Source organism: Cohnella xylanilytica (assembly GCF_014212175.1).
GTDB classification, from domain to species: domain Bacteria; phylum Bacillota; class Bacilli; order Paenibacillales; family Paenibacillaceae; genus Cohnella; species Cohnella xylanilytica.
Genome location: NZ_JACJVR010000018.1, coordinates 60,762 through 78,216, shown reverse-complemented (window position 1 = coordinate 78,216; position 17,455 = coordinate 60,762). Strand labels below are relative to the sequence as shown.

The following is a 17,455-nucleotide window of genomic DNA, read 5'->3' as shown; positions in this document are numbered from 1 at the left end:
CGGCGTCGGCAAGACGACGACGATCGCGAAGCTGGCGGCCGACCAGGCGTTCGTCCACCGGAGATCGGTCGGCTTCATCACGGCGGACACGTACCGGATCGCCGCCGTCGATCAGCTCAGGACGTACGCCGACATTCTGAATATGCCGCTCGAAGTCGTGTTCTCGCCGTCCGAGTTGAATCGCGCCTACAAGAAGCTGGAGGATCGCGATCTGCTTCTGATGGACACGGCCGGCCGCAATTACCGCAACGAGCTGTTCGTCTCGGAAGTGAACAGCCTGCTCGCTCCGGGCCAGCAGGCGGAGAGCGTGCTCGTCCTGAGTCTTACCCACAAATACGCCGATATGAAGCAGGTCGCCGGACATTTCTCCCGCTACGGGGTCAAGCGCTTGTTGTTTACGAAGATGGACGAGACGGACTCGTTCGGCTCCGTCTTGAACCTGGTCAAGGAATTCGACTTCGAGATCTCGTACGTGACATGCGGGCAGACCGTACCGGACGACATTCGCGCCTTCGATCCCGAGGAGCTTATCGGGCGGCTGCTGGAGGAACCCGTCCATGCATGATCAAGCCCAAGCGCTGCGACATCTCGTGCTGTCGAAGGACAGGCCGCCTTCCCGCTCGACCCGGATCGTAACGGTCACCAGCGGCAAGGGCGGCGTCGGCAAATCGAACTTCAGCCTGAACTTCGCCTTCGCGCTGCAGAACCGCGGGTTCCGCGTCCTGCTGTTCGATGCGGACATCGGCATGGCGAACATCGACGTGCTGCTCGGAGTGCCGGCCGTCTACAACTTGTACCATCTGCTCAAGCGCGAGAAGACGATCTGGGAGATCATCCAGACGGGGCCGGGAGGCCTGCCGTTCATCGCGGGGGGGTCCGGCTTCAACGATCTGCTCCGCTTAAGCGAAGACGAGCTGGATTACTTCGCCGACCAGATCGGGAAGCTGCACGGCCATTACGACTTCGTGCTGTTCGACACGGGGGCGGGCTTGTCCAAGGAGACGGTTCGCTTCATTACGGCGGCCGAGGAGACGATCGTCGTGACGACGCCGGAACCGACCTCGATCACGGATGCCTACGCGTTGATGAAGATGGTCAAGACGATGGGGCACGACGCCCTCTTCCGCCTGATCGTCAACCGCGTAACCGACGACAGGGAAGGCGCGCAGACGGCCGACAACATCCGCCAGGTGGCTGGCAAATATTTGGGCTTGGACTTGCCGCTGCTCGGCTTCGTCCCGGACGACGCCAGCGTCTCCAAAGCGGTCAAACGCCAGACGGCTTTATCCATCGCCTATCCGGACAGTCCGGCATACCGGGGCATCGACCGGATCGCCTCCCGGTTCCTCTCCGAAGAGAAGGCCGATCTCCAATCGCAGGGAAGCGTCAAGAGCTTCCTTCAGCGAATGCGTCGGCTGTGGAGCTGAAGCCGGCTTAGCGGGCGCGCAAGGCGATTCATCGCCGGCGGAGAACCGATTCATATCGTCTTAGGCAAGACATCCAGAGAATGAAGGGGTGCAACCGCATGTCGAGATTCAAAGTACTGGTCGTGGACGATTCCCCTTTCATGCGCAAGGTGTTCAGCGACTACATCTCCGCGGATCCGTCCTTCGAGGTCGCGGCCACCGCTTCGAACGGGATCGAAGCGATCGAGCGCACGCTGGCTCTCGAGCCCGACGTCATCACGATGGACCTGGAGATGCCCGTCATGAACGGCCTGGAAGCCTTGCGGCGGATCATGGCCGCGAAGCCGACGCCCGTCATCATGCTGTCGGCCGTGACGGACAACGGAACGCGCGATACGATCCGGGCGCTGCAATACGGCGCAATCGACTTCATTCGCAAGCCGGACGGCTCGGTCAAGCTGGACATCCGGCAAGTCGGGGAATCGCTCCGCGAGAAGCTGCACGTCGCCATCGAGCTCGCCAAGAGCGGCAATTACCGGATGCTTCCCGAGATCGACGAGACGTTGGCCGTAAGCTCCGCGTCGGCGGAAGCGGAGGAAGCCGAGGAAGCGGAAGATGCGTTAGACGAGCCGGCGTCCGCCGGGAAGACGGAATCGGCCGAAGGAGCGAGAGCCGACGAGCGGATTCGAACGGCCGGGCCGTCGGAGCTCGCCGCAGGGCTTCATTCCGACGGGCTGGCGGATTCCGCCCGCAAGGCGGAGCCGGAACGGCCGCAAGGCGAAGCTCCCCGCACGGCTGGCGGCGACGCCGCGTTCTCCGCTTCGGCCGAAGCGGCCGTGCGGCCCGCCGCTCCCGCGCCGTCGCCAGGCACGGCCCGCCGTCCGGACTTCGAGCGGCGGCCGCAGCGGGAAGAACCGGCCAAGCCGGACCGGGACGCGTTCGCGGCCAAGCGTTCGGACAAGGCCGAGCCTTCGGCCAGGCTTCCCCTCAAGCCGTCCTCCGAGCGTCAGCCGGAAGGCGGCGCGGCCCCGGCCGGGAAGCCGCCGCTTCTCCCGCCGGCGGCCAAGACGAAGGCCGCAAGCCTCGGCCTTCCGAAGGAGAAGCGCGAGCCGGACGCCAAGGCGGGAACGCTCGACGCGATACCATCTCCGCCGGCTGCCGTTCCGGCCGCGAAGACCGCGCGCCCCGCCCGTCCGGCCAAGGAGGCCGGAGCGGGAGGCGGCGAAGACAAGCTTCGCGAAGGCTCGAGCACCTTCCAGCACGTCGTCGCGATCGGCACGTCGACCGGCGGTCCGCGCGCGCTGCACGAAGTGCTGACGGGCATCCCGGCCGATTTTCCGGCTCCGATCCTCGTCGTCCAGCACATGCCGCCGAAGTTCACGCAGTCGCTGGCCCAGCGGCTCGATTCCTTCTCGCGGATCCGAGTGTGCGAAGGCCGCGACGGCGAGACGGTTCGAGCCGGAACCGCCTATATCGCGCCGGGCGGCAAGCACATGACCTTGGCGAAGGAAGCCCCGTCTTCCTATCGCATCGTCCTTACGGACGAAGAGCCGCGAAGCGGACACAAGCCATCGGTGGACAAGCTGTTCGAGTCTCTGGTCGGCCTGAAGGAGCTGAAGCGCCACGTCGTCATCATGACCGGCATGGGCAGCGACGGCGCCAAGGGCATGAAGGCGCTCAAGGATGACGGCGCGGAGACGACGATCGCGGAAGCGGAGCAGACGTGCATCGTGTACGGAATGCCTCGTTCGGCGGTCGAGCTCGGAGCGGCCTCGCGCGTGCTGCGCTTGCAGCAGATCGCCCCGGCTCTCGTCCAAGAGGTGAGCGCCCGCAAGAGATAGACCGAGCAAGACGAGCCAATCAGGAGGTGTCCGTACAGTGGAAATGAATCAGTATATGTCCATCTTTATCGACGAAGCGAACGATCACCTGCAGTCGCTTAACGAGAACATGCTTCGGCTGGAGCAAGCGCCCGAGGATATCGGCATCGTTCAAGTGATCTTCCGCTCGGCGCATACGCTCAAGGGCATGTCGGCGACGATGGGGTTCGAAGACCTCGCCTCCCTGACGCACGACATGGAGAACGTGCTCGATCTCGTCCGCAACGGCAAGCTGGCGATGAACGGGGCCATCTTCGATACGTTGTTCCAATGCCTCGACGCGCTTGAAGGCATGGTTCAGGACGTCGTGAACGGCGGTACGGGCAAGGCGGACGTCTCCGCTCTCGTGGCGCGGCTCCAGGCGATCGTCAAAGGCGACTTCTCCGCTCCGGCGGCGGGCGCACCGGCCGCTTCCGCCCCTTCCGCGGACGGTCCGATCGTGGCGACGGAGATGCTGCTCGACCAATATCAGCTGTCGGTGCTGGAGCAATCGGTGGACAGCGGGCTGCAGGTATTCCACATCGTCGTGTCGGTTCGGGACGACTGCGTTCTGAAGGCCGTTCGCGCCTACATGGTGTTCGACGTCCTCGAGAAGAACGGGGAGGTCGTCAAGGCGCATCCGTCCGTTCAGGACCTCGAGCAGGACAAGTTCGACAAGAGCTTCTCGGTCTACTATATCTCCCAGATCGGCCAGGAAGAGCTGTACGCCAGCATCATGAAGGTGTCCGAGATCGAATCGGCGACGATCCTTCCCGTCGACCGCTCCTCGCTGGCCGAGCTCGACCAATCGAAGGAACAGGCGAGCCAGGAGAGCTTCCGGGCCGTCCGCGAGACCGCGGCCGCCGCGACGGCTCCGGCGAAGCCCGCCGCGTCCGCCCCGGCGGCCGAAGCGGCTCCCGCGAGAACGGCTCCCGCCGCTTCCGGCGGGGGGGCGAACCGGACGATCCGCGTCGACATCGAGCGGCTGGATTCCTTGATGAATCTGTTCAGCGAGCTGCTGATCGACCGGGTTCGCCTCGAGCAGCTCGCTTCGGAAGTGCGGCGCAACGACTTGACCGAGACGGTCGAGCATATGGCGCGGGTAAGCGCCGATCTGCAGAATATCGTGCTCAAGCTGCGGATGGTTCCGGTCGAGAGCGTGTTCAACCGGTTCCCGCGGATGGTCCGCGACCTGGCGAAGTCGCTGGAGAAGAAGCTCGAGCTCGTCATCACGGGAGCCGAGACGGAGCTGGACCGCACCGTCATCGACGAGATCGGGGACCCGCTCGTCCACTTGATCCGCAACTCCGTCGACCACGGCGTCGAGATGCCCGCCGCGAGAGTCGCCGCCGGCAAGCCCGAGACCGGCACGGTCCACTTGCGGGCTTATCATAGCGGCAACCACGTCTTCATCGAGATCGAGGACGACGGCAACGGCATCAACCGGCCCAAGGTTCTCGACATCGCCATCCAGCGCGGCGTCGTGACGCCGGAGGAAGCGAAGAAGCTGAGCGACGACGAGATCAACATGCTGATCTTCGCCGCCGGGTTCAGCACCGCCGACAAGATCTCCGACATCTCCGGCCGCGGCGTCGGCCTCGACGTCGTCAAATCGAAGATCGAGTCGCTGGGAGGCCGGGTGTCGGTCACGTCGACGCTGGGACAAGGCTCGAAATTCTCCATTCAGCTGCCGCTGACGCTGTCGATCATCTCGGCCATGCTCGTGAAGCTGGGTTCGGAGAAATACGCCATTCCGCTCTCTTCCATCGTGGAGACCGCCGCGATCCGCCGCGAGGAGATTCGCGACCTTCACGGCAACAAGGTCATCGAATACCGGAAGTCGGTGATTCCCGTCCTGTCGCTCGCCCAAATTCTCGATTGCCCGGATTACCGGGACGACGGCGAGACCGAGACGGAGATGATCGTCATTCGCAAGGGCGACAAGCTCGCCGCCGTGCTCGTGGACGAATTCATCTCCCAGAGCGAGATCGTCCTGAAGACGCTGGGCAAATATTTGAGCAACCAGAAGCTGATCTCGGGAGCGACGATTCTCGGGGACGGGCAAGTCGCGCTTATCGTGGATCCGAACGCGCTCATCAAGTAAATTTTCAGGACGATTCGAGGAGGGCTAACCATGGCAGAGGAATTGAAGGTAATCGTATTTACGTTGGCGCACGAAGAATACGGCATCGAAGTCGACAAGGTCCGCACGATCGAACGGATGATGCCGATCACCCGCGTTCCGAAGACGCCGGCGTTCGTCAAGGGCGTCATCAACCTTCGCGGGGTCGTCATCCCGGTCATCGACCTTCGCGGGCGGTTCGGACTCGAGGAGACGGAGCCGGGAGAGAACTCCCGCATCATCATCGTCGCCGTGAACGATCTGGAAGTCGGCTTCATCGTCGATTCGGCGAACGATGTCATCGACATCATGAGCGATTCGATCGAAGTTCCTCCGGAAGTCGTAGGCGGCATCAAGGCCAAGTATTTGAGCGGCGTCGCCAAGTTCGGGGACAACCGCTTGCTTATACTGCTGAACCTGTCGGAAGTGTTGAACCGTTCCGAGATCGTTCAGCTGGAACAGTTCGGGGAATAAGCCGGTGAAGCTGTTCCGTCATAACCCCGACTTCAAGATGGACGTGCTTCGGGAAGTGGGCAACATCGGCGCCGGCCACGCCGCGACGGCGCTGTCCCGGCTGCTGGACAAGCCGATCGACATGGCGGTCCCGACCGTCAGCTTCGTTCCGTTCGAATCGATCGCCGATCGCGCCGGGGGCCCGGAGGAAGTCGTCGTCGCCATCTTCCTGCGAGTGGACGGCGACGCGCCGGGCAACATGTTTTTCCTAATGAGCCGCCCCCAAGCCCGACGCCTTCTTCAAGGTCTGGCCGGGTTCGAAGCTTCGGGGGAAGACGCGTACTCCGAGCTCGAATTGTCCGCCCTGTGCGAGATCGGCAACATTCTGGCCGGCTCGTACTTGACGTCGCTGGCCGATCTGACGGGCCTCTCGATGTCGCCGACCGTTCCGTCGATCGCGGTCGACATGGCGGGAGCGATTCTGACCTACGGCCTTCTCCAATTCGGAACGATGGGCGACGACGCCCTGCTTATCGACACGACCTTCCTCAAAGGGGAAGAAGAGGCGGAGGGACAGTTCTTCTTCATTCCCGACCCGGAATCGTTCGAGCGAATGTTCCTGTCCCTGGGAGTGCCGCTGGAATGATGGAGGGGACCGTAGTCAAAGTCGGAATGGCCGATCTGAACGTAGCCGCGGGCGGAGCGGCGCTGAAGACGACCGGACTCGGGTCCTGCGTCGGCCTTACGCTGTTCGACCCGAAGCAGCTCGTCGCGGGGATGGCCCACATCATGCTGCCTTCCTCGGACATCGCCCGGGAAGGACAACTGAATCTCGCCAAATACGCGGACACCGCGATCCCGGAATTGCTGAAGCAAGTGCTTCGGCTCGGCGCCGACCGGAGAAGGCTCGTCGCGAAGCTGGCCGGCGGAGCCCAGATGTTCGCCTTCAGCAGCGGAGCGAGCGATAGCCTGCGGATCGGCCCCCGCAACGTGGAGTCCGCCAAGCTGGCGCTGGAGAGCCTGGACATCCCGGTCGTGGCGGAGGACACGGGCGGCAATTACGGCCGCACGATCGAGTTCGACAGCCGGAGCGGCGTCCTCTCCATCCGCAGCGTTCAGTACGGAGTAAAGGAGATTTGAAATGATCGGTACCTGGCGGTGGAATGTCGGATTCGGCGGCTTCGGCGCCGTACTGACCTTTTTGTTCTCGTTCGCGAACAACCCGATTCTCACGACTCTGATTCGGTGCTTGTACGCATTCGCGACCTTTGTCGTATTGGCTTACGCGGTCCGGCTCGTGCTCGGCGTCCTGCTGAGACCGGCCGCCGCCAAGCCCGTTCTGCCGGAGGAGGAGAGGGGAGCGATGCTCGACCTGACCACTCCGGACGACGGCAGCGAGATTGCCGACATGCTCAAGGAACAATGGGCGGAGGGCCAAGATCGGCCCGTCGCCGGATTTCAGCCGCTTAATCCCGCCAAGCTGGTATCTTTGGATCATCCGAAGACCGAAGACGTTGTCCACGCGGTTCGCCGAATGACGGACGAATAAGGATGGTGATGCAAAGATGATCGATCGCAACCGTTCCCGGTTGTCCCATCAGGAGTTCTGGAAGAGCTGGAAGGAAGATGGGGATCTGGATGCCAAAAAACAGTTGATCGAGCATTATTTGCCGCTCGTTGATTACGTGTCGAGCCGGATGGCCGTCGGGCTGCCGAAGAACGTCGCCAAGGACGATCTGGCGAGCAACGGCGCCATGGGGCTGATCGACGCGATCGAGAAGTTCGATTACCGGCGCGGACTGCAATTCGAGACGTACGCTTCCTGGAGAATTCGCGGCTCCATCATCGACGGGCTGCGCCAGGGCGATTGGGTTCCCCGTTCGGTACGTGACAAAGCGAAAAAAATGGAGGATGCGTACGCCGTCCTGGAGCAGCGGAACCTGCGTTCCGCCTCCGACGAGGAAGTATGCGACTACCTGAACATATCGGTTAAAGAGTTCCAGCAGATGCTTCAGGAGGTGGCGGTCGCCAGCGTCTGCTCGCTGGAGGATCCGATCCGGGAGGAAGAATCCGAGACGCGCATGTCCCTGCTCGTCGACGACAAGGCCGTCAATCCCGAGTCGAAGGTCCACGAGACTTTCCTGAAGGAAGCCCTCAAGCACGGAATCGACAAGCTGACCGCCAAAGAACGGACGGTCGTATCGCTGTTCTACTACGAAGATTTATCACTAAGCGAAATAGCCGAAGTGATGTCGTTGTCGCCTTCACGAATCTCGCAACTTCACTCCAAAGCCATCCTTCGGTTACGCGCGGCGCTGAGTAAACAGAAAGATCAACTGTTGCAGAAGTGACCCTTTGACTGGAGGTGCGACGGATGCCTGCCGAGCAGCAGCCCGCATGGGAGGACCAAATTCAGGTAGCGATGTCCGAAGACAAGATGCAAGCTTATTTGATGTTCAAACGCGTGGAGGGCGCCATTCAGATCACCGTTCCGGAGCTGGAGAATCTTATTGCCGCGAGCGGAGTGAAGCATGGCGTTCAGCGCGAGCTGCTGGACCTGATCAGCGCGCGTCCCCAGGACTTCTACTTCAGCCAGAACATCGTCGCGGTCGGCACTCCTCCCCGCAACGGCGCCGACGGCTTCGTCAAGGTGCTCTACGAGACCGACGGCGAGAACCGCAAGCCGATCGTCCGCGAGGACGGGAGCGTCGATTATAAGGAAGTCATCCAATTGGCCAACGTCAAGGCCGGCCAACTGATCGCGGAGCGGCAGCCTCCCGAGCCGGGCGAGCCGGGATTGAACGTCGCGGGCGAAGAGGTTCCGGCCAAGGACGGCAAAGAGGCGTTTTTCAAAGTGGGCAAAAACGTCGTCGTCAACGTCGAGAATACAGGGATGTACGCGGCGATCGACGGGCTGGTGACGCGGACCGAGAAGGACAAGCTGAACGTATTCCCGGTCTACGAAGTGAACGGGGACGTCGATTACAACATCGGGAACATCGACTTCGTCGGCACCGTCGTCATTCGCGGCAACGTTCTGACCGGCTTCAAGGTGCGGGCTTCGGGAGATATCCGGGTCACCGGAGGCATCGAAGGGGCGGAGGTGGAATCCGAAGGCTCCATCGAGATCTCCGGAGGCATTATCGGGAGCAACAAAGGCTTGGTCAAGGCGGGTCGTTCGATCAAATGCTCCTTCATTCAGGAAGGCAACGTCATGGCCGGCGAAGACGTATTCGTCACCCAGAGCATCATGCATTCGAACGTCCGGGCGGGCCGCAGCGTCGTCTGCATGGGGACGAAGGGGCTCATCGTCGGCGGCGTCGTGCAGGCCGGCGACCGGATTACCGCGAGAATGATCGGCAACGCCATGTCGACCGCCACCGCCGTCGAGGTCGGCGTGCGGCCGGAGCTGAGGCAGGAGCTGAACGAGCTGCGGACGAAGATCCGGAATTTGACGGACAGCCTGGACAAGACGGACAAGGCGCTCGCCATGCTGAACCAGATGGCGGCGAGCGGCCAATTGACGGCGGACCGGCTGGCGATGCGGATCAAGCTGACGGCTACCCACAAGCAGACGGCCCGGGAGCTGCAGACGGCGAAGGAAGGCATTCTCGAGATCGAGAAGACGCTCGAGGACACGGAGACGTCCCGCGTGGACGCCATCCATACGATCTACGGCGGAACGAAGATCGTGATCGGGCGGTATACGCGATTCGTCAAGGACAGCCTGCAGCGGGCTTCTTTCCGGTTCTCGGAGGGGGAGATCGTGGTGGTGCCGTACGTTTAAATGTCCGATGGAAGATCAACGGGTTGGAGCGGATCGTTCTTCCGATCGCCGTTGTACGCGAATTCCCTGAACGATGCCCCCTTGAGATGGTGGGAATTCGCGTACAAAAGCGACCACTTCGTTTCTCCAGAACGATTCCGCTTTGCCCGTTACCCATCGGACATTTAAACGGCTTATGTGAGGGGAGAAGGGGAGCGATCGCTCCTTAGTTTCTCCTTATCACGAATTCTCCTTTTTACGAAGATGATGAATCCATTCTATAAATAAGGAAGGTGTTTGGGGTGAGCTACAAGCCGGTCGATCTGCAGACTTCGTTGCCTCGCACGTTGGAATTGTCGCCTATGCAGCAGCAGCAACAGCAGCGAGCCGCGATGGAGCAGGCCGCGCTCGGGCAGCAGGCGATGAAGCAAGCGGAACGGCAGGCGAGAAGCAACTCCAAGCTGGAGGGCTCCGCGAACCGGACGATCTCGGAGCAGGAGCCCCGCGAGAGAGAGAAGAGACCTTCCATCCGGAAGAAGTCCGACTCGGAAGACAAGGAAGAAGGCAAGGAAGAGAAGCCCAATCACCCGTACAAAGGCAAGTTCCTCGACATCTCGCTTTAACGGGCCTTGGAAAGGTGGCAGCCATATGGAGCCTTGGGTCACCCTTGTGCTGACGGGGGCCGCGATCGCCGGTTACGGCTGGCTGATCCCCAAATCGAATACGAAAGGCTCGGACGGGAGCGAAGCGTCGGCTAACGAAGAAGCGTACGACCGGCTTCTCGAGGACCTGGAGACGGAGAACCGGGAATTGGTCGATGCCGTCGCCAAGTTCAAGAACGAGCAGGACGAGACCGTTCGCCGTCTCGGCCGGCGGATCCGGGAGCTGGAGACGCAGATGGCGCAGTGGAAGGAACAGACCCGGGAAGCCGCCCCTGCGGCAAGGTTCGCGCCGGTATCGCCCGCGGGAACGGCCGATGGCGCGATCGCAGAGGGGACGGCGGCAAGCTCCGCGATCGCGGTCGAGAACGGGCATGGCGCCGCCCCTTCTACGGCGCCCGCCTCCGCGGCGCCCGCGGCCGGCAACGCGGCTCCCGCCGCGGAAGCCATCCCGGCTGCCGGCGGGCCGGACGCCCCCGAAGCGGCCGAGGCTCACACTTCGATCCGCGGCCGATACGCCGAACTGCTCGACTTGCACGAGAGAGGGCGTTCGGTCGAACAGATCGCGAAGACGCTCGGGCTCAACAAGGGCGAAGTCCAGCTGATTCTGCAGCTGGCGAGACGGGAGGTGGAGCCGCGTGCGTAAACGCCGGAGCTGGCTGATCGGGCTCGGACTCGGAATCGCGCTCGGGGCGGCGCTGCTGCAGCTGATGAACGCGGCGCAATCCCCCGCGGGGCCGACGCGGCTGCCGAACGAGCCTCTCAGTCTCGAAGAATTGAAGAAGCAATCGGAAGCGAAGGGCTATTCTCTCGTCCGGGCGGGGACGGGAGCGGGCAAGACCTACAGCCAAGAGGAGCTGGACGCCGCCGTCGCGGCCGCCAAGAAGGAGGCGGCGCTGGCCGGGCAAGGAAGCGCCGAAGGGGCGGACAAGGCCGGCTCCGGCGCGGGAGCGGGTTCGTCCGACGATGCCGCAGCCCAGCCGAAGACTCTTTATATTTGGCAGCGCGCCACTCTGCAGGAGGTCGCCCACGCGTTGGAAGGCCTCGGGCTCATCGACGACAAAGCCGCTTTTATCAAGAAGGCGAAGCCTTATGCGGGCAAGCTTCGGGTCGGATTGTGCACGTTTAGCGGGCAGCCTACTTACGACCAGATTATAGAAGAGTTGACCCGGGGCAAAAATTGATCGCCGAAGCCGTTGCGCGAGAGCTTGCGATATGATATAGTATTACCCGGTGTGAAAAAACGCACGCCGTTCAATTTCGTCAGCGGTGCTTCCCTCTCGGGGAGTTCTGGCGGAAAGAGCGATCGGCGGAGGAGATTCACCTACAATAAAACCATTAGGAGGTGCAGTTAAGATGGCAGTTATCTCCATGAAGCAGCTTCTCGAAGCTGGGGTACACTTCGGTCACCAGACCCGTCGTTGGAACCCGAAAATGGATAAGTACATCTTTACTGAACGGAACGGCATCTACATTATCGACCTGCAGAAGACGGTCAAGAAAGTGGACGAGGCTTATAACTTCGTTCGCCAGCTGGCGGAGAACGGCGGAACGATGCTGTTCGTCGGCACGAAGAAGCAAGCTCAAGACTCCGTGAAGGAAGAAGCGGAGCGCAGCGGCCAATACTACATCAACCAACGCTGGCTCGGCGGTACGCTGACGAACTTCTCTACGATCCAGAAGCGTACGGACCGTCTGCACCAGCTGACGAAGTGGGAAGAAGACGGCACGTTCGAAGTTCTTCCGAAGAAGGAAGTCATCCTGCTCCGCAAGGAGAAGGAGCGCCTCGAGAAGTTCCTCGGCGGCATCAAGAACATGCGCAAGCTGCCTGACGCGCTGTTCATCATCGACCCGCGCAAGGAACGCATCGCCGTCGCGGAAGCTCGCAAGCTGGGCATCCCGATCGTCGGCATCGTCGACACGAACTGCGATCCGGACGAGATCGACTACGTCATTCCGGGTAACGACGACGCTATCCGCGCCGTGAAGCTGCTGACGTCCAAGATGGCCGACGCCATCGTGGAAGCGCGCCAAGGCGAAGAAGTGACGGTTTAACAGAGAAGATAAGCTTGTGAAGACAAGGGTGGTTAGAAGAGAACCTTCTTGCCGCCCTTTTTTTGAAGAGTTCAATAATATTACCCGCCTGCGGTGCGATCCGCAAGCGGAATACCAGGAGGTTATCCACGTGGCAGTAAACGCAGCTGACGTAAAGACGCTCCGCGAGAGAACCGGAGCCGGCATGCTCGATTGTAAGAAAGCGCTGGAGGAAGCGAACGGCGATCTGACCAAAGCCGCGGAGCTGCTCCGCGAGAAAGGCCTCGCCGCAGCTGCCAAGAAGGGCGACCGCGTCGCGACCGAAGGCCGCGTAGAATCCTACATCCACGGCGCGGGCCGCATCGGCGTTCTCGTCGAAGTCAACTGCGAGACGGACTTCGTCGCCATGACCGATCAATTCAAGGAATTCGTTCGCGATCTCGCGATGCACATCGCCGCAGCGGCTCCGAAGGTCGTTCGCCGCGAAGAAGTGGATGCCGCCGACCTCGAGAAGGAGCGCGAGATTCTTCGCGCCCAAGCTCTGAACGAAGGCAAGCCGGAGAAGATCGTCGACAAGATGGTCGAAGGCCGCATCAACAAGTACTACGAAGAAGTCGTTCTTCTGGAGCAGGCTTTCGTCAAGGATCCGGACAAGACGATCCAGACGCTGCTCAACGAGAAGATCGCCACGATCGGGGAGCAAATCTCCATCCGCCGCTTCGTACGCTTCGAACTGGGCGAGGGCCTCGAGAAGAAGCAAGACAACTTCGTCGAAGAAGTTATGGCCCAGGTCAAAGCATAAGTTGGTCCGTTCAAGGGAACACGCCGTGTTCCCTTTTTTTGAACGATACGGCGGCTCCCCGTCGGCGGCCGGCCGAATAGAATGATGGAGGTACGAAATTTTGAATTCTCCCGTTTACAAGCGCGTGGTGTTGAAGGTTAGCGGCGAATCGCTGTCCGGGTCGAACGGCTACGGCATCGACGCGACGACGATCATCTCGATCGCCGAACAAGTCAAGGAAGTCGTCGAGCTCGGGGTCGAAGTCGCCGTCGTCTGCGGCGGAGGCAACATCTGGCGCGGCATCTCCGGCAGCCAGAAGGGCATCGACCGCGCGACCGCGGATTATATGGGCATGCTGGCGACGGTCATGAATTCCTTGGCGCTGCAGGACGCGCTCGAGCAGATCGGAGTCCCGACCCGCGTTCAGACGTCGATCGCCATGCAGCAGATCGCGGAGCCGTACATCCGCCGCCGGGCGATCCGGCACCTGGAGAAGGGCCGCGTCGTCATCTTCGCCGCCGGAACGGGCAACCCGTTCTTCTCTACCGACACGACGGCCGCGCTGCGCGCCGCCGAGATCGAAGCCGAAGTCATCCTGATGGCCAAGAACAAGGTCGACGGCGTCTACAGCGCCGACCCGTTCAAGGATCCGACGGCCGAGAAGTACGAGCAGCTGACGTACCTCGACGTATTGAACAAGAACCTGGGCGTCATGGACGCCACGGCATCATCCCTCTGCATGGACAACAACATACCGCTTCTGGTATTCGCCATTACCGAGCAAGGTAATATTAAGCGTGCCGTAATGGGCGACAAAATCGGAACGATTGTGAAGGGGAGCGTGGATTAAAGTGCCTCAAGCGATCAAGAAAAACGCGGAAGAACGGATGGAGAAGGCGCTGGCCGCGCTGAAGCGCGACTTGTCGACGCTGCGCGCGGGACGGGCGTCGCCCGCGATCTTGGACCGCGTGCAAGCGGAATATTACGGAACGCCGACCCCGGTGAACCAGCTGGGCTCGATTACGACTCCGGATTCCCGCACGCTCGTCATTCAGCCGTGGGATAAATCGGCTCTGTCCGCCATCGAGAAGGCGATTCTCAAGTCCGACGTCGGCCTCACGCCGGCCAACGACGGCACGATCATTCGCTTGGTCGTACCGCCGCTGACCGAAGAGCGCCGCGCCGATCTGGTGAAGCAGACGAAGAAGTTCGGCGAGGAAGCGAAGGTCGCGATCCGCAACATTCGCCGCGACGCCAACGACGACATCAAGAAGCTCGAGAAGGGCGAAATCTCCGAAGACGAATCCCGCCGCCACCAGGAAGACGTCCAGAAGCTGACCGACCGCTACGTGGCGGAAGTGGACAAGATTCTGGCCGCCAAAGAGAAAGAAGTAATGGAAGTGTAACTCCTTTTTACTCCGACCCCTCCGTCAGGTGGGGTTTATTGTTCACCATTCGGAATTCGAAGGATGATCGGCGATTTTATCGACGAATCGCCTGGAGGAGAACCGAATGGCCAATCGCGAAGCTCCTTCGCCGCTAGACCGGCGAAGGCGTTTTTGCTAGTTGAATCGGGAGGGTACGACCATGGTGAACCGTATCGGCGGCGGCTGGCTCCGTCGATTGCAGGGCGACAAATCGCAATCGAACGAAGCCATTGGAGAGATTACGACGGAGAACGTGCCGCAGCATGTGGCGATCATTATGGACGGCAACGGGCGTTGGGCGAAGGCCCGCGGCTTGCCGCGCATCGCCGGCCATCATAGCGGGATGAAGACGGTGAAGCGGATTACCAAGGCGGCCGACCGCATCGGCGTCCGTTATTTGACGATGTACGCCTTCTCCACCGAGAACTGGAAACGCCCCAAAGCGGAAGTCGAGTTCCTTATGAAGCTTCCGCAGGAATTTCTGTCGATCGAGCTGGACGAGTTGATCGAGAACAACGTGCAAGTGAAGATGATGGGCATTCGGGACCTGCTGCCCGACTACACCGTGAGCGCCATCGAAGAAGCCGTTCGCAAAACCGAGAACAATACCGGACTCGTACTGAACTTCGCCTTGAATTACGGAAGCCGGATGGAGATGGTCGAAGCCGCCCGCAAGCTGGCGCGCAGCGCGGCAAGCGGGGAGCTCGATCCCGAAGCGATCGACGAGCGGATGTTCGGCTCGAGCCTGCTCAGCGGCAACCTGCCGGACCCGGATCTGCTCATCCGGACGAGCGGGGAGCTGCGACTGTCGAACTTTATGCTGTGGCAGCTCGCTTATAGCGAATTTTGGTTTACCGACGTTTATTGGCCCGAATTCTCGGAAGAACACTTCTACGAGGCGATCCGCGAATACCAGCGCCGGGCTCGCCGCTACGGGGGGCTCTAAGGCCGATGGTTCAACGATTGGTCACCGGCGTGGCGGCGGGCGCGGCCTTCGTCGCCCTGCTGCTGCTCGGCGACGGCTATTACGAGGCGCTGCTCGTCCTGCTGGCTTTGATCGGCTTCAACGAATACGCGAGAATGAACGGATTCCCCCGGGCGAGAGGAGACGTGCTGGCCGGTTATGCGGCCGTGCTGCTGCTCGCGCTGCCGCGGCTTCCGTTCGGCTGGAGCGAACCGTCCATCTCCGCGCTGACATGGCTGCTGATGTTCGCGCTGCTCGCGGCGACGGTCTTCAGCAAGAACCGCATCCAGCTCGAGCACGCCAGCTTGCTGTTCCTCGGGGCGGTCTACATCGGGCTCGGCTTCCGGTTCATGGCCGAGACGAGGAATCTCGAGCACGGGCTGTTCTGGTCGCTGCTCACGTTCTTCTGCATCTGGGCTTCGGACGCGGGGGCTTACTTCGTCGGACGAGCCGTCGGCAAGCGCAAGCTGTGGCCGGCGATCAGCCCGAACAAGACGGTGGAGGGAGCGATCGGCGGACTGGTCGTCGCGTTGCTCGTCGCGATCGTCTTCTGCCTCGTCCGGCCGGAATGGCTCGGGTTCGGGCGCGCGGTCGCCATCGGTCTGGCCGCGGCCGTCGCGGGCACGATCGGGGATCTGATCCAATCGGCGTACAAGCGATTCCGCGGCGTGAAGGATTCCGGCAGCCTGCTGCCGGGCCACGGGGGCGTCCTCGACCGGACGGACAGCTGGTTGATCGTATTCCCGCTCGTCCATCTGCTGCAATTGCTTCCCGTCTAAATCGACATGCATACATAGCAAGATCGGAGGATGAAGATGGCGATTAGAAAAGTAGCCGTGCTGGGCAGCACCGGATCGATCGGCACGCAGACGCTCGACGTCGTCTCGCGCGAACCGGACGGCTACGAGGTCGTCGGGCTCGCCGCGGGCTCGAACGCGGAGCTGCTGCTCGAGCAGGCCCGGAAGTTCCGGCCCCGCCTCGTATCGGTCGCGTCGCGGGAGCTCGCCGAGAGCATCCGCCCGCGCCTTCCGGAAGGCACGAAGCTCGTCTACGGCGAGGAAGGCCTGATTGAAGTCGCCGCGGGCGCCGGCGCCGATTATGTCGTCTGCGCGCTCGTCGGCAGCCTCGGGCTTACGTCCACGCTGGCGGCGATCGAAGCGGGCTCCGCGATCGGGCTCGCCAACAAGGAGTCGCTCGTCACCGCCGGCCATCTGGTCATGAAGAAGGCGGCGGACAAGGGCGTGCCGATTCTGCCGATCGACAGCGAGCATTCGGCGATCTTCCAATGCCTGAACGGGGAAAACCGCAAATCGATCAAGCGCCTTCTGATTACGGCTTCGGGAGGGAGCTTCCGCGACCGGACCCGGGATCAGCTCGAGAACGTCACGGTGGAGGACGCGCTCAAGCATCCGAACTGGTCGATGGGGGCGAAGATCACGATCGATTCGGCGACGATGGTCAACAAGGGGCTCGAAGTGATCGAAGCCCATTGGCTGTTCGGCTTGCCTTACGATCGGATCGACGTTCTGCTTCACCCGGAGAGCATCGTCCACTCGATGGTCGAGTTCGAAGACACGAGCGTTATGGCTCAGCTCGGCAACCCGGACATGCGGGTGCCGATTCAATACGCGCTCACGTATCCCGAGCGCCGGCCTTCCCCCGCGACGCCGCTCGACCTGGCGAAGGCGGGCACGCTCCATTTTCGCGAGATGGACTTCGTCCGTTATCCGTGCCTGCGTATGGCGTACGAGGCGGGACGAGCCGGAGGCACCGCGACGACGGCGTTCAACGCGGCGAATGAGGCGGCCGTCGCCCGCTTCCTGAGAGGGGAGATTCCGTTCCTCGCCATCGAATCGACCATCGAGCGGGTGCTGGCCAAGCATTCGCCCGTCCGGACGCCCGATCTGACCGCCATTTTGGAGACCGACGCATGGGCGCGCCGCGAGGCGGCCGCCGTCAAATAATTGAGACAATCTGCCGCCCA

20 protein-coding genes are annotated in these 17,455 nt (G+C 61.9%); all 20 read left to right on the top strand.

The features are described from left to right. The coding region (locus tag H7B90_RS05475; protein WP_512699105.1) for a flagellar biosynthesis protein FlhF at positions 1-565 on the top strand (565 nt) is incomplete at its 5' end. Beyond that, a complete protein-coding gene (locus H7B90_RS05470; RefSeq protein ID WP_185134848.1) occupies positions 558-1,427 on the top strand; it encodes a MinD/ParA family protein in 870 nt (289 codons plus the stop codon). The genes H7B90_RS05475 and H7B90_RS05470, both read left to right, overlap by 8 nt. Before the next feature lie 98 nt (positions 1,428-1,525). Beyond that, positions 1,526-3,247 (top strand): protein-glutamate methylesterase/protein-glutamine glutaminase, encoded by a 1,722-nt coding sequence (locus tag H7B90_RS05465; RefSeq protein WP_246578412.1) that lies wholly within the window; start codon positions 1,526-1,528, stop codon positions 3,245-3,247. Positions 3,248-3,284: 37 nt separating this feature from the next. After that, entirely contained in the window at positions 3,285-5,369 is a 2,085-nt protein-coding gene (locus H7B90_RS05460) for a chemotaxis protein CheA (RefSeq protein ID WP_185134847.1), read from the top strand. A 30-nt stretch (positions 5,370-5,399) separates the two neighbouring features. Beyond that, on the top strand, positions 5,400-5,861 hold the full coding sequence (locus tag H7B90_RS05455) for a chemotaxis protein CheW (protein WP_185134846.1): 462 nt from the start codon (positions 5,400-5,402) through the stop codon (positions 5,859-5,861). A gap of 4 nt (positions 5,862-5,865) precedes the next feature. Next, a complete protein-coding gene (locus H7B90_RS05450) occupies positions 5,866-6,486 on the top strand; it encodes a chemotaxis protein CheC (RefSeq protein WP_185134845.1) in 621 nt (206 codons plus the stop codon). After that, the gene (locus H7B90_RS05445) at positions 6,483-6,980 is read left to right on the top strand and encodes a chemotaxis protein CheD (protein WP_185134844.1); all 498 of its coding nucleotides are present in this window, start codon (positions 6,483-6,485) and stop codon (positions 6,978-6,980) included. The genes H7B90_RS05450 and H7B90_RS05445 overlap by 4 nt, the downstream gene beginning before the upstream one ends. A 1-nt stretch (position 6,981) precedes the next feature. Then, positions 6,982-7,389, top strand: a complete 408-nt coding sequence (locus tag H7B90_RS05440) for a hypothetical protein (protein ID WP_185134843.1) — start codon at positions 6,982-6,984, stop codon at positions 7,387-7,389. A gap of 16 nt (positions 7,390-7,405) precedes the next feature. Beyond that, a complete protein-coding gene (locus tag H7B90_RS05435; protein WP_185134842.1) occupies positions 7,406-8,191 on the top strand; it encodes a FliA/WhiG family RNA polymerase sigma factor in 786 nt (261 codons plus the stop codon). Positions 8,192-8,214: 23 nt separating this feature from the next. Then, complete coding sequence (locus H7B90_RS05430; protein WP_185134841.1) at positions 8,215-9,627, top strand: flagellar assembly protein A; 1,413 nt, start codon at positions 8,215-8,217, stop codon at positions 9,625-9,627. A 281-nt stretch (positions 9,628-9,908) separates the two neighbouring features. Then, positions 9,909-10,229: a hypothetical protein gene (locus H7B90_RS05425; RefSeq protein WP_185134840.1), complete on the top strand. Its 321-nt coding sequence runs from the start codon at positions 9,909-9,911 to the stop codon at positions 10,227-10,229. Positions 10,230-10,254: 25 nt separating this feature from the next. After that, complete coding sequence (locus H7B90_RS05420; RefSeq protein WP_185134839.1) at positions 10,255-10,911, top strand: hypothetical protein; 657 nt, start codon at positions 10,255-10,257, stop codon at positions 10,909-10,911. Further along, a complete protein-coding gene (locus H7B90_RS05415) occupies positions 10,904-11,449 on the top strand; it encodes a hypothetical protein (RefSeq protein WP_185134838.1) in 546 nt (181 codons plus the stop codon). Before H7B90_RS05420 ends, H7B90_RS05415 begins: the two co-directional genes overlap by 8 nt. Positions 11,450-11,621: 172 nt before the next feature. Further along, a complete protein-coding gene (gene rpsB / locus H7B90_RS05410; RefSeq protein ID WP_185134837.1) occupies positions 11,622-12,320 on the top strand; it encodes a 30S ribosomal protein S2 in 699 nt (232 codons plus the stop codon). A gap of 130 nt (positions 12,321-12,450) precedes the next feature. Further along, a complete protein-coding gene (gene tsf / locus H7B90_RS05405; protein WP_185134836.1) occupies positions 12,451-13,101 on the top strand; it encodes a translation elongation factor Ts in 651 nt (216 codons plus the stop codon). A 100-nt stretch (positions 13,102-13,201) separates the two neighbouring features. Then, a complete protein-coding gene (gene pyrH / locus H7B90_RS05400) occupies positions 13,202-13,930 on the top strand; it encodes a UMP kinase (protein WP_185134835.1) in 729 nt (242 codons plus the stop codon). Position 13,931: 1 nt separating this feature from the next. Beyond that, on the top strand, positions 13,932-14,486 hold the full coding sequence (gene frr, locus H7B90_RS05395) for a ribosome recycling factor (protein WP_185134834.1): 555 nt from the start codon (positions 13,932-13,934) through the stop codon (positions 14,484-14,486). 181 nt (positions 14,487-14,667) lie between these two features. Beyond that, positions 14,668-15,453: an undecaprenyl pyrophosphate synthase gene (gene uppS, locus H7B90_RS05390; RefSeq protein ID WP_185134833.1), complete on the top strand. Its 786-nt coding sequence runs from the start codon at positions 14,668-14,670 to the stop codon at positions 15,451-15,453. 5 nt (positions 15,454-15,458) lie between these two features. After that, the gene (locus tag H7B90_RS05385; protein ID WP_185134832.1) at positions 15,459-16,250 is read left to right on the top strand and encodes a phosphatidate cytidylyltransferase; all 792 of its coding nucleotides are present in this window, start codon (positions 15,459-15,461) and stop codon (positions 16,248-16,250) included. A 42-nt stretch (positions 16,251-16,292) separates the two neighbouring features. After that, a complete protein-coding gene (locus H7B90_RS05380; protein WP_185134850.1) occupies positions 16,293-17,435 on the top strand; it encodes a 1-deoxy-D-xylulose-5-phosphate reductoisomerase in 1,143 nt (380 codons plus the stop codon). Positions 17,436-17,455: the final 20 nt, after the last annotated feature.

What these genes read in the sequence shown, in the direction of transcription:
- H7B90_RS05470 (WP_185134848.1), top strand. Translation starts at nt 558, where the DNA reads ATGCATGATCAAGCCCAAGCGCTGCGACATCTCGTGCTGTCGAAGGAC.
- H7B90_RS05465 (WP_246578412.1), top strand. Translation starts at nt 1,526, where the DNA reads ATGTCGAGATTCAAAGTACTGGTCGTGGACGATTCCCCTTTCATGCGC.
- H7B90_RS05455 (WP_185134846.1), top strand. Translation starts at nt 5,400, where the DNA reads ATGGCAGAGGAATTGAAGGTAATCGTATTTACGTTGGCGCACGAAGAA.
- H7B90_RS05445 (WP_185134844.1), top strand. Translation starts at nt 6,483, where the DNA reads ATGATGGAGGGGACCGTAGTCAAAGTCGGAATGGCCGATCTGAACGTA.
- H7B90_RS05440 (WP_185134843.1), top strand. Translation starts at nt 6,982, where the DNA reads ATGATCGGTACCTGGCGGTGGAATGTCGGATTCGGCGGCTTCGGCGCC.
- H7B90_RS05435 (WP_185134842.1), top strand. Translation starts at nt 7,406, where the DNA reads ATGATCGATCGCAACCGTTCCCGGTTGTCCCATCAGGAGTTCTGGAAG.
- H7B90_RS05430 (WP_185134841.1), top strand. Translation starts at nt 8,215, where the DNA reads ATGCCTGCCGAGCAGCAGCCCGCATGGGAGGACCAAATTCAGGTAGCG.
- H7B90_RS05420 (WP_185134839.1), top strand. Translation starts at nt 10,255, where the DNA reads ATGGAGCCTTGGGTCACCCTTGTGCTGACGGGGGCCGCGATCGCCGGT.
- rpsB (WP_185134837.1), top strand. Translation starts at nt 11,622, where the DNA reads ATGGCAGTTATCTCCATGAAGCAGCTTCTCGAAGCTGGGGTACACTTC.
- uppS (WP_185134833.1), top strand. Translation starts at nt 14,668, where the DNA reads ATGGTGAACCGTATCGGCGGCGGCTGGCTCCGTCGATTGCAGGGCGAC.
- H7B90_RS05385 (WP_185134832.1), top strand. Translation starts at nt 15,459, where the DNA reads ATGGTTCAACGATTGGTCACCGGCGTGGCGGCGGGCGCGGCCTTCGTC.